Here is an 11,486-nt window from a genome sequence, read left to right as displayed (position 1 = left end):
GGCGCCTGTTGAAGGCCGTTACGCGCCTTTGTTCACCGCCACAACTGCATGATCGACCGGCCGGGCCGGGCCGGGCCGGGCCGGGGCGGGCCGGGCCGGGGTGCGGGTGGGGCGGTGGGGGGTTAGAGGGGGAGTTTCATGCCCTCGTGGCTGGCGACGAAGCCGAGGCTCAGGTAGAACCGGTGCGCGTCGTGGCGGGACTTGTCGGTGGTGAGTTGCACGAGGGCGCAGCCCCGCTCGCGGGCCTGGTCGATCGCCCAGGTCATCATCTGCCGGCCCAGCCCCCTGCCCCGCCGGTCGGAGCGGACCCGGACCGACTCGATGAGCGACCGCTCGGCGCCGTGCCGGCCCAGACCCGGGATGTACGTGATCTGGAAGCAGCCGACCACCTGACCGTCGTCCTCGGCGACGATCAGCTGGTTGCGCGGATCGGCGGTGAGGTCCGCGAACGCCTTCTCGTACGCGGCGTCGACCTCGGTGAAGTCACGCGCCTTGCCGAGCACGTCGTCGGCGAGCAGGGCGAGCACGGCGGGCAGGTCGGCCCGGACGGCCTCCCGGAAGATCACGTCAGCCATGCCGCGAGCCTGACACACCGATCGTCGCCGATGGGCGGCCGGCGTGCCCCGGCGGGAGGCCCGCCAGGACCACTGCCCGCCCCCTGGTGACCTCCGGTCCGTCAGCGGGCCGGGCAGCGGAGGCCTTCGCGGGGGACCTTGAGGTCGATCAGATAGGCGTCGACGGCGTCGGTGACGCACGCCGTCTGCGGGTAGGCGGTGTGCCCCTCACCCTCCCAGGTCAGCACCCGCCCCACGCCGAGCATCGAGGCGAGCGCGCCGGTCTGCTCGTACGGGGTGGCCGGGTCACCGGTCGTGCCCACCACCACGATGGGCGGGGCGCCGTTCGCCGCCCCGGTCGGGTACGGGTCGCGCGCGCCCGGCCACTGCGCGCAGGAGAGCATGCCCACGGCCAGGGCCGGTCCGAACAGCGGGTACTTCTCCCGCCACTGCGACTGCAACGCGCGGATCTGCGCGACGGTGGGCTTCTCGTCCTCGTCGGCGCAGTTGATCGCGAGGTTGGCGTCGAAGAGGTTCGAGTAGTGGCCGTCCGAGTCGCGGCCCGCGTACGCGTCGGCGAGCCGGAACACGTCCGCCGGGTCGCCGCCCTCCAGCCGGTCGATCGCCCGCGCCAGCTCCTGCCACCCGGTCTCCGTGTAGAGGGAGGAGATGATCGCGTAGAAGACCCACCCGGCGGTGGCCTCGCGCCCGTCGTCGTCGCGCACCGGTGAGACGCGAGCCTTGTCGATGGCGGCGGTCACCGCACCCCGCGCGTCCGGGGCGATCGGGCAGCGGCCGGCGTTCGCCGCGCACCAACGGGTGAAGTTGCCGAACGCCCGCTCGAAGCCCTTGGCCTGGCTCTCCGAGCCGGCCACCAGGCCCTGCCGCGGGTCGACCGCGCCGTCGAGCACGAGCGCCCGCACCCGCTGCGGAAAGAGCTGGGCGTACGTGGCGCCGAGCAGCGTCCCGTACGAGTAGCCCAGGTAGGTCATCTTGTCGTCGCCGACGGCGGCGCGGACGGCGTCCATGTCGCGGGCCGCCTGCTCGGTGCCGTAGAGCGGCAACTGGTCGCCGTACTTCGCGCCGCAACCCTGCCCGATCTGCCGGTTGAGGGCCACGAATCCGTCGAACGACTCCTGGCTGCGCGGATCGGGGTCGTAGCCGAAGCTCGCGTCCAGGTCGTTGTCGGAGATGCACTTGACCGGGCTGGACCGGGACACCCCGCGCGGGTCGAAGCCGACGATGTCGAACCGGTCGGTGACGGCGGCGGGTAACCCGCCGAACGCCGGCCCGAAGGAGAGGTAGACGGCGGTGTCCACGCCGGAGCCGCCCGGCCCGCCCGGGTTGATCAGCAGCGAGCCGAGCCGGTCGCGTTGCTTCGTCGAGCGGACCCGGAGCAGGGCGATCTCGAAGGTCTCACCGGACCCCGGACCCGCGGTGGCGCCGCTGCCGGTGCCCCAGTTGCGGGGCACCGCGATCCGGGCGCACTCGTAGCGCATGTCGGGCGCCTGCCGCCCGACGAGATCCTCGGCGGTCTCGGGGCAGGCCCGCCAGGTCGGCGCGGTGCCCGGGGCGGCCACCTCGCCGGCGGCCTCACCCGTGGACTCGGCGCGGGGCGCGAACGCCGGCAGTGTGCAACCGGCGGTGAGCAGCGCCGCCACGGCGAGAGCGGCGAGAGTGCGGCGGACCCGGCGGATCCGGTCGGTGCTGCGGGACACGAGTGGGGCCCTCCGTGATCGTCTCGCCGTCAGGCTACGCGGGACGCGCGGTGGCCGGGTCGACGGTGGCCGTCGGGTCGCCCCGCAGCACCTGGTCGACGTCGAACCGCACGGGGCGGTCGAGCTGCTCGTAGCGGCAGGACCGGGGATCGCGGTCGGGCCGCCAGCGGACGAACTGCGCGGTGTGGCGGAAGCGGTCGCCCTCCATCGCGTCGTAGCCGACCTCGAGCACCAGCTCCGGGCGGAGCGGCTCCCACTCCAGATTCTTGGTGCCGGTCCACCGGCTGACCCCGCCCGGGATGCGCTGGCCGCGTTCGTGGTCGCCGTGCACCCACGGGTGCTCCCCACCCGTGTCCCGGTAGGGGGCCAGCTCATCGAGGAGCTCGGCGCGGCGGGCCATGCTGAACGACGCGGACACGCCGACGTGGTGCAGCACGCCGTCGTCGTCGTAGAGGCCGAGCAGCAGGGAGCCGACCACGGGACCGGACTTGTGCCAGCGGAAACCGGCGACCACCACGTCGGCGGTACGCGCGTGCTTGACCTTGAACATGAGCCGCTTGCCCGGCTCGTAGGGGAGGTCGGCCGGCTTGACGATCAGCCCGTCGAGCCCCGCGCCCTCGAAGACGTCGAACCAGCGGTGCGCCGTCTCGGGATCGGTGGTCACCTGCGTGACGTGCACCGGCGGGCGCACACCCGCGAGCGCCGCCTCCAGCCGGGCCCGGCGCTGCGGGTAGGGCTGGTCGAGAAGCGCCTCGTCGTCGATCGCCAGCAGGTCGAACGCCACGAAGTCGGCGGGCGTCGTCTCGGCCAGCAGCTTCACCCGGGAGGCCGCCGGGTGGATGCGCTGGCCCAGCATCTCGAAGTCGAGCCGGGGCGCCCCGCCGGGGCCGTCCCGGCGGATCACGATGAGCTCGCCGTCGACCGCGCACCGCTCCGGCAGCTGTCGCCGGGCCTGCTCGACGACCTCGGGGAAGTAGCGGGTCATCGTCTTCCCGCCCCGGCTGGCCAGCTCGACCTCGTCACCGTCGCGGAAGATGATGCACCGGAAGCCGTCCCACTTCGGCTCGTAGGTCATCCCGGGCGCGGTGGGGATCCGCGGGACGCTCTTGGCCAGCATCGGCTCGACCGGCGGGTTGATGGGCAGCTTCACGGCGACCAGTCAACCAGACGGTACCGACAACCGTGAGGCACATCACCGGCCGCCGGTGCGCGTCGTGTCCGCCGTCGTCCCGCTCATCACCCGCCGGGCGAATCGGAAAGCCGCAGGTCAGAGCTAGTTTCGCCGGGTGCCGGAGTGGAGTTGCGCGTGCTGCGGGCGGTACCGGGTGAGCGTCGAGCTGATCCATGGCCGCTACCGCTACCGGCTGGTGCACCGGTATCCGCGACAGTTCGGCGGCGGCAAGAACGTGCTCGGCGAGGTCGGCTCGGTCGCCGAACTCGAGGACCTGCTGCGGCGGCACACCCCGGTGACCCTCGCCGACCTCCACGAGGCGGCCTGACCGGCTCCCGGGTCGAGGGCGCCCGCCGCCCACCTGTCCGCGCGCCCTCCGCCGGGCCGCCGACGACCGTAGGCTGACCGGGCGGGCGCGTGCGGAGGAGGTTCGGAATGCGGGCACTGACGTATCCGGACGTCGGCGCCACCCGCACCGGCGTCCTGCCGCCCGGATGGCGGCACGTCCGGCACCGGACCAGGTTGCCCGACGGGTGCTACCCGGCCGCCGGCGCCGCCGTGCTCGGCTGGCGGCTGCACCGGGCGGCGGGCATCCGGATCGAGGCGGACGGGCCCCGCGCGGCCCCCGGCGTACGGGTGGTCTCCGGGCTGGGCGTGGGCCGGCTGCGGCTGCGGGCCCCGTGCGAGGTGGTCTGGGTCGCCGACGACGGGCACCGGGCCGGCTTCGGCTACGGCACGCTGCCCGGGCACCCGGTGCGCGGCGAGGAGGCGTTCGTGGTCACGCGGGACGCGTCCGGCGCGGTCTGGTTCGAGGTTCTCGCGTTCAGCCGTCCCGCCGGGTGGGCCGTGCGCGCCGCCGGGCCGGTGGGGCGGGCCTTCCAGCACGCGTACGCCTGGTGGCTCGGCCGGACCCTGCGGCGGCTCTGCGGGGCGCGCTGACCGCACGCGCCGGCGGCGTACCCCCCCCGACGGCCGGTGGCGGCGGACTCGGTGGCGGCCCCGAGCCGGTCAGAAGCGCGCGAAGGAACGGATGGGGGCCCGGGGGCCGTACTTCGGTGCCTGGATGCCGGCGGCCTCCAGGAGGACGCAGACCCGGCCCCGGTGGCCCCGGAACGGCTCCAGCAGGCTGAGCATCCGGGCGTCGTCGGCGCGTGGTTCGCCGGCCAGGGCCCAGGCGACGGTGTTCGGCACGTGGTAGTCGCCGACGCTCACGGCGTCCGGGTCGCCGTACGCCACCCGGACCACCTCGGCCGCGGTCCACGCACCGATGCCGGGCACGGCGGTCAACCGGCGGGTCGCCTCCGCGGCGTCCGCGCACCGCTCCAGCCGGTCGGCGACGGCGGCGGCCCGGCGCAGCGTCTCGGCCCGCCGCTGCTCCACGCCGAACGGGTGGAAGACCCAGTAGGGGGTGGCCGCGATCGCCGCCGGCTCCGGAGGGAGCAGCAGCGGCACCGGGCCGGGTGCCGGCTCCCGGAAGTGGCGGACCGTCGCGGAGTAGGCGCGGTACGCCTCCTTGCCGGTGACCTTCTGTTCGAGGACCGCGCGGAGCACCCGGGGGAAGACCAGCCCGGTGGCCGGCAGCCGCAGGCCGTAATGCTCGCGGGCCAGCCGGGCGACCACGGGGTGCGCGGCGGCGAGTTCCGCGAAGCCGTCGAGGTCGTCGCGGAGCCCGGCGATCGCGTCGGCCCGCTCCACCACCCAGTCGGCTCCCGGGCCGTGCCCCTCGGCCAGCAGTTCGCCGGCTTCGGGACGCAGGGCGAGGGTGGCCGGCCCCTCGGGGGTGCGGGTGGCCCACCAGAACGTGCCCGCCGCGATCCGGGCGCACGGGTCGTACGGGCTGAAGGTCAGTGCCCGGACGGACGCCGCGAGCCGGTAGCCGGCCGGCGGGCGCAGCAGCCGACGTGCCCTCGGCTCGTTGCTGGTCACGGTCACCCGCCCACCCTGGCACAGCGCGAGTCGGCCCGGAGCGCCGCCCGGGCCGGTGGCGACCGGCGACACGTCGTCGCCGGGTCGCCGCGCCCCGGCCGGGCGTCCCGCACGTGGGTCCGCCCGGCCGGCCGCCTGCGCGTCCGGCCGGTCAGCTCAACAGCCGTTCGATGACGCGGGTGCTCGCCTTGCCGTCGTCGAGGTCGCAGAAGCGTTCGACGAAGGCCGCGTACCGCTGCCGGTAGTCGTAGGCGTTCGACTCGGCGAACCGGATCGCGTGGACCACCTCGGCGGAGGTGGCGAGCAGGGGCCCGGGCGCCTCCGACTCGAAGTCGAAGTAGAAACCCCGCAGCTTGTCCCGGTAGTGCTCCAGGTCGTAGGTGAAGAACAGGATCGGCCGCCCGGTGTTGGCGTAGTCGAACATCAACGACGAGTAGTCGGTCACGAGGATGTCGGTGACGGCCAGCAGGTCCGCGACGTCGGGGTAGCGGGACACGTCCCAGACGAAGCCATCACCGGTGCCCGGGATCTCGTCGACCACGTTGGGGTGGCGCCGCACGAGCAGGACGTGGTCGTCGCCCAGCTTCCGTCGGGCGTCGGCCAGGTCGAGCAGCATGGTCATCTTGTAGCGCCCCATGCTGTGGAACTCGTCGTCACGCCAGGTGGGCGCGTAGAGGACCACCTTCTTGCCCGCCGGCAATCCCAGCCGCTGCCGTACCCGCGCGGCCACGGACTCCTGGTCTCGGTAGAGGACGTCGTTGCGGGGGTAGCCCGCTTCGAGGATCTCGCCGTCGAAACGGAAGGCCCGGCGCAGGATGGGCGTGCTGAACCGGTTGGGCGAGACGAGGAAGGACCAGTTCGGCACCTCCTTCGCCACCCGGCTCAGGTAGTCGCGGTCGGCGTGGCGCACCTCGGTAACGTCGAACCCGATGCGCTTGAGCGGGGTGCCGTGCCACAACTGCGCGACGGTCTGCCCGGGCGCGCGCTCGAACCAGTCGGGCAGGTGGGTGTTGGTGACGATGTAGCGGCAGGACGCCAACGCCTCGTACCAGTCCCGTCCGCCGTGCCGGACGGCACGGGCGGTCGGCGGCAGGCTCACCTGACCGTCGCGCACGACCCAGAGATGCTCGGCCGGGCCCAGCCCGCGCGCGACCATCTCCTCGTGGACCGCCCGCGGGCTGTCCGAGTACTGCCGGCCGCTGAAACTGTCGAACAGCACCGCGTCCCGCCTCGGGAGGACCCGGGTGGCCTGATAGTGCTCCCGGAGCCGCTTGCGGTGGAAGGCGCCCTGCTCCTCAGGGAGCAGCATCGATCCGGCGTCGAGACCGCCGCTCTCGGCCCCGGTGGCCTCGAGGGCGAAGCGGCGCCCACCGATGTCGGCGGTGACCGGCAGCCGGCGGAGCACCGACTGGGCGAAGGTCAGGTTGGTGAGGGCGGGGGACTCGTCGCCGTCGAGCTGGCACAGCACGTCCCACATGCCCGGCCGCAGCTCGACCCGACCACCGAACAGCGGCAGGGCCCTCGGCGCGAACTCCGCCCGCCAGGTGTCGCCCTGCCAGGTGACCGGGATCCGGCAGCGTTCGCCGGTGCCGCGCAGCCGGAGCATCATCTCCGGCTCGCCCCGCGATCCGTCGTGGTCGCCGGTCAGCACGAGGACCCCGTCGCCGGTCCAGGTGACGTCGGTGACGACCGGGGCGGTCGCCCGGGCGCACAGCCACACGTAGCCGGCCGCCGTCGCGCGGACGTACACGTCGCGCCCCCGGTACCGCGTCCGGGCCTGGGGCAGGTCCTCGGGCGCGATGAGATGGACGACCTGCTTGCCCCCGCTGTAGAGGGCGATCTCGACGCGCCAGCGGTCCATCATGGCGCCGGGCGGTGGCGTCCAGGCGCGGCCGGTGGCGTCCGGGAACAGGTCCCTCAGGGGTACGACGGCCCGGAACGACGTCCACCCGCCGGACTGGTCGCCGAAGGTGGCCGGCACCCAGTGCTCGGGCACCCCCGGGGCGCGGCTCAGGCGGACGCGGCCCGCCACCGGGGACGGGCCGAGGATCTCGCCGCCGATCTCCAGCGCCTCGTCACGGATGGCGCAGGAGGTGACGCGGGCCCGCACCTTCTCGACGCGCAGCGAGACGCCCTTGCCGGTGGCCATCGGCACGATCCGCACGTTGTCGTCGACGTAGTACGGGGTGAGCCACGCCGATACGGGCTCCACGTCCAGTTTGACCTGGGTCTTGCGGAGGCCGGTGCGGCCGATGACACCGGCGGCGAGGCGCCAGGTCCCGTCGACCCAGGCGCCGTCCTTCTTAAGGACCGCCGGGTCGAACGCCGACTCGAACCCGGACCAGTCGTAGCTGCAGTCGCCGTGCTTGGAGTCGACCGTGGCGTCGGGGCACCGTCGCGGTCGGGCGCGCAGCATGACCGCCCGCCGGGTCCGCTCCTCCCGGAGCCAGAGCAGCCGGCCCGAACTCCACGGCCGGGCCGAGCTGACGCCGTCGACGTACGCGTGCCCGCGCAGCAGGATCCGGCCGTCACGCCAGGTGATGTCGTGCAGCTTGCCGCGTGCGTGCGCGTCGGGCAGCTGGTAGAGCGCGCGGGGCACGCCGACCTTCGGGTCGTCGAGGAACGGCAGCACCGCGTAGCGCCGGAGCCCGCGCACCGTGACGGGCGCCGGCATGCCGCCGCGGGTGGCCAGGACCACCTCGATCAGCTCCGGCATCATCCGCTTGCGCACCAGGTGCCACTGCACCCGGTACTTCGGGGGCAGGCTCTTCAGTACTGCCGGGTCAACGCGGTCCAGGAAGTCGTTGGCGCGGTCGAGGAAGGCCTGACGGAACGCGTCGTCGGCGTCCGGCAGCGCCCGCAGCACCAGCGCCAGGTCGTCGACCAGGGCGTTCGCGTCGTACGAGCGCTTGATCCCCTGCTGGCCGTGGTCGGCGAGGAACCGGCTGACCCGGTCGACGGCGCTCAACCGGTCCGCCACGGTCGTCCAGTCGGTCGTCCGCTGGGTGATCGACGCCTCGCCGGCCTCGCGGCGGCGCCAGTAGTAGACGGGGACGTTGAGCACGTCGACCGTGGCGGCCATGGCGTGCGCGAGCACCGCCACCGGCACGTCCTCGAAGACCACGCCCTCGGGGAAGACCAGGCCGTGCTCGTCCCAGAAGCGCCGCCGGTAGACCTTGTTCCAGACCGTCCGGTCCTTGAGCAGGGCCCGGTGCTTCGAGACGTGCGTGCGCAGCTTGGTCTCGGGGAAGATCTTGGCGTGCATCGGTGACCGGGTGGCGCCCCGGGAGGTGAACTGTCGTACGTCGCCACAGACGAAGTCGGAACCGGTGCGCTCCAGGCAGGCGATCGCGAGGGTGTACGCGTACGGAGGGAGCACGTCGTCGCCGTCGACGAAGGCGAGGTACGTGCCGGTGGCGGCCCGGATCCCGGTGTTCCGGGCGCTCCCGGGCCCGGCCTCCTCCTGCCGGATGACCCGGAACCGGGGGTCGCGGGCCGCGAAATCCGCCGCGATCACGCCGGTCCGGTCGACCGAACCGTCGTCGACGACGATCACCTCGAGATTGCGGTACGTCTGCCCGGCGATCGAGTTGAGACAGTCACCGAGGAACGTGTCGACGTCGTGGGCGGGTACGACGATGCTGAGCAGCGCCTCGCCGGTCACGCTCCGGTCTCCGTGCGCCTCGGGGAACGCTGCCACATCCTGAGGTGGCACCCCGTCCCCGCCGTCCCCACGCGCCCGAAATTGCCCATTACGCCATACTCTCCACTTGACATGCTCCGGCCCTCGACGGCATCGCGGATCGCCCGCGTCGGGGCCCGAGTCAGAGACGCAAAAGCCGCCGAGCCCACGGTTGCACCCGGCGGTCGGTGCCGACGAACGGAACGCTAACACCTCGTGAACTGCCGGTACATCGGCCAGCGGGTGGGCCACCGGGGGCGCGTCGGGATGTACGCGGACCGGAGCGAAGGCGGCGACATCGGTCAATCCACGCAACCGTCATCCGGGTGATCGTGTGTTAGCGCTCAGGAGTACCTGCGGTAACCTGCTGCTGAATTTTGGCCGGCACGGGGACGGAGGCGGGGCCATGGGTGGCGGGTTGACTGTCGCAGAGGTGCAGGCCAGGACGTACAAGGCGCGCGATTCATGGTGGACGGTCTTTCTCGTCGACCCGCTCGCGTCCCGGCTGGTCTGGCTCGTTGCCCGGTTCCCGTCGGTGACTCCCAACCGGCTCACCGTCACCGCGCTCGTGCTCGGCCTCGGCGCGGCGGCCGCGTTCGCCGCGGCGACCCCCGGCTGGCTGATCGTGGGCGCGTTGATCTTCCACCTGAGCTTCGTGGTCGACTGCATGGACGGCAAGGTCGCCCGGCTCAACGGCACCGGATCGCTCTTCGGAGCCTGGCTTGACTACATCCTCGACCGGGTACGAGTGTTGATCTGCACCGTCGCGCTGATGGGCGGCCAGTACGAGCGGACCGGTGACGCCACCTTCCTGGTCGTGGGCGGCGGGATCGTCTTCCTGGACATGTTCCGCTACCTCAACGCGTTGCAGCTGTCGAAGGTCAAGACCGAGATGCGCCGCAGCCTCGCGGAGCGGATCGAGGCCGCGCCCGACCTGACGGCGATGTTCGTGGCGGAGTACGACGAGGAGACGCTGGAGAAGGTCCACCCCAGCGTCGCCGCCGTCATCCAGCGCCCCGACATGGCCCTGGAGCGCGACTTCCGCAGCCGATTCTCCGGCTTCGCCCGCCTGCGCGACCTGCTCATCCGCGCCCGCGTCCGGGTGCACCTGATGAGTGGCATCGAGTTCCAGATGGCGGTCTTCATCATCGGGCCCCTCACCGGGGCCGTGCTCCCCGTCTCGATCGTCGCGGGCGTCCTCCTGTTGGCCTTCGAGTTCGCCCTCATCTACAAGCTGTGGCTGCTGACCAAGTCGTTCGCCCGCTACGACGGCTACCTGGAGGGTGGCGAGGCCGTGGCCGACCGGCACGACGGCCTTGTGGACGCGGCGCCGGTCCCGGCACCGCGCAACGTCGACGCCGCCCGCTGACCGCGCACCCGGCCCGGGATACGCCGGGTCACCGCCCGGTGTACGCCGGGTCGAGCAGGTACCGGGCCGACAGGATCCAGTGGTCGGAGAGATCGGTCGGGGTGGTCGTGCAACCCAGGGAGACGAGCCCCGGACCGGCGAGCAGGTAGTCGATCTTCCGGCTGCCGAACGTCGCCCGCCCCGCCGTCGGGTCGCAGTCGGAGACCTCCTCGTGGAGCGGCCGGAGGATCCGTTCGCGGCTTCCTCGCACGGTCGCTTGCGGGGTGGTGTTGAGATCCCCGGCCACGATCGTGGCGTAACCGAGCTGCCGGCCGCGCCGGGCCTCCTCGGCGAGCCTCGCCGCCTGCGCCTGGCGGGTTGCGCCATCGGGATCCTGTCGCGACGTGGACAGGTGCGCGCCGCACACCTGCAGGCGTGGTGACCGGAGCCGGACGCACGCCGCCGTCCGCTGCCCCACGCTCGCGCCAAGGCCGGCAGGGGGCGACGGAAGCGGAACGGGCCAGGGCCCCGCCGCGAGGCCTGCCGTGCCGCCCGCCATCGTGCTCCGCCGCACCGCGACCGCCTGGCCGTACACCCGGTTCGCGCCGCACCGGAGTGGTTCGCCGGCACGCGCGTTGCGGAGCGACGTGTACGCCGGCCAGAAGTGCACCGTCCAGCGGGATCCGAGACCCTGTTCGAGCCGCGGCGTCATGTCCGAGCACATCTCCTGCAGGACCAACACGTCCGCCCGCCGGCTCCGCGCCACCTCGACGACACCGTGCGCGAGGCGCTCGTGGTCGTCTCCCGCCGGGCACCGCCACTCGGCCTTCGCGCAGACGTTCCAGGTGACCACCGTGAGCGGGACCGGTACGAGCCGCGGTGGCAGCACCGCGGCGGCGGTTGGCGGGCCGGCCAGCGCCTCGCGGAGCACCGCCACGGAGCCGCCCGCCCCGAGCAGGGCGCTGACCACCAGCAGCGCGAGGGGCAGGCCCCAGCGGTTGCGCCTCACCGTCACGCCGCCCCTTCCCGGCGCGGTGCCGACCCCGCCCGCCGTCCCTGCGGAACCCCCAGGGGCCGTCGACGGGGG

At 73.3% G+C, this 11,486-nt stretch carries 9 protein-coding genes; 3 read left to right on the top strand and 6 right to left on the bottom strand.

The window, feature by feature from the left end:
• Nucleotides 1-122 precede the first annotated feature (122 nt).
• The 3 genes from SM573_RS01375 to SM573_RS01365 form a co-directional block, all read right to left on the bottom strand.
• On the bottom strand, nt 123-575 hold the full coding sequence (locus SM573_RS01375; protein ID WP_474612309.1) for an N-acetyltransferase family protein: 453 nt from the start codon (nt 573-575) through the stop codon (nt 123-125).
• Between the two features lie 101 nt (nt 576-676).
• Nucleotides 677-2,251, bottom strand: coding sequence for an alpha/beta hydrolase (locus SM573_RS01370; RefSeq protein ID WP_474612479.1), 1,575 nt, complete (start codon nt 2,249-2,251; stop codon nt 677-679).
• 55 nt (nt 2,252-2,306) lie between these two features.
• Nucleotides 2,307-3,422, bottom strand: coding sequence for an ATP-dependent DNA ligase (locus SM573_RS01365; RefSeq protein ID WP_474612308.1), 1,116 nt, complete (start codon nt 3,420-3,422; stop codon nt 2,307-2,309).
• A 136-nt stretch (nt 3,423-3,558) separates the two neighbouring features.
• On the opposite strand from SM573_RS01365, the gene SM573_RS01360 reads away from it, so the two are divergent.
• A complete protein-coding gene (locus tag SM573_RS01360; protein ID WP_474612307.1) occupies nt 3,559-3,771 on the top strand; it encodes a hypothetical protein in 213 nt (70 codons plus the stop codon).
• Between the two features lie 107 nt (nt 3,772-3,878).
• Nucleotides 3,879-4,382 (top strand): DUF1990 family protein, encoded by a 504-nt coding sequence (locus SM573_RS01355; RefSeq protein ID WP_474615239.1) that lies wholly within the window; start codon nt 3,879-3,881, stop codon nt 4,380-4,382.
• Between the two features lie 69 nt (nt 4,383-4,451).
• Here the strand turns inward: SM573_RS01355 and SM573_RS01350 are convergent, their stop codons facing one another.
• The gene (locus SM573_RS01350) at nt 4,452-5,369 is read right to left on the bottom strand and encodes a DNA-3-methyladenine glycosylase family protein (protein WP_474612478.1); all 918 of its coding nucleotides are present in this window, start codon (nt 5,367-5,369) and stop codon (nt 4,452-4,454) included.
• Between the two features lie 151 nt (nt 5,370-5,520).
• A complete protein-coding gene (locus SM573_RS01345; protein WP_474615238.1) occupies nt 5,521-9,033 on the bottom strand; it encodes a bifunctional glycosyltransferase/CDP-glycerol:glycerophosphate glycerophosphotransferase in 3,513 nt (1,170 codons plus the stop codon).
• Nucleotides 9,034-9,469: 436 nt separating this feature from the next.
• Here SM573_RS01345 and SM573_RS01340 point away from each other — a divergent pair, with 436 nt between their 5' ends.
• Nucleotides 9,470-10,420: a CDP-alcohol phosphatidyltransferase family protein gene (locus SM573_RS01340; RefSeq protein WP_474612305.1), complete on the top strand. Its 951-nt coding sequence runs from the start codon at nt 9,470-9,472 to the stop codon at nt 10,418-10,420.
• 28 nt (nt 10,421-10,448) lie between these two features.
• On the opposite strand, the gene SM573_RS01335 is transcribed toward SM573_RS01340, so the two are convergent.
• Nucleotides 10,449-11,414 (bottom strand): endonuclease/exonuclease/phosphatase family protein, encoded by a 966-nt coding sequence (locus SM573_RS01335; protein ID WP_474612304.1) that lies wholly within the window; start codon nt 11,412-11,414, stop codon nt 10,449-10,451.
• Between the last annotated feature and the right edge of the window lie 72 nt (nt 11,415-11,486).

It is taken from the genome of Micromonospora xinjiangensis, assembly GCF_056150165.1.
Note: the sequence above shows the minus strand (reverse complement) of the source record. Positions and strands in the feature narration are given on the sequence as shown.

Coding starts and splice junctions, on each gene's coding strand:
- SM573_RS01355 (WP_474615239.1), top strand. CDS start 3,879: ATGCGGGCACTGACGTATCCGGACGTCGGCGCCACCCGCACCGGCGTC.
- SM573_RS01375 (WP_474612309.1), bottom strand. CDS start 575: ATGGCTGACGTGATCTTCCGGGAGGCCGTCCGGGCCGACCTGCCCGCC.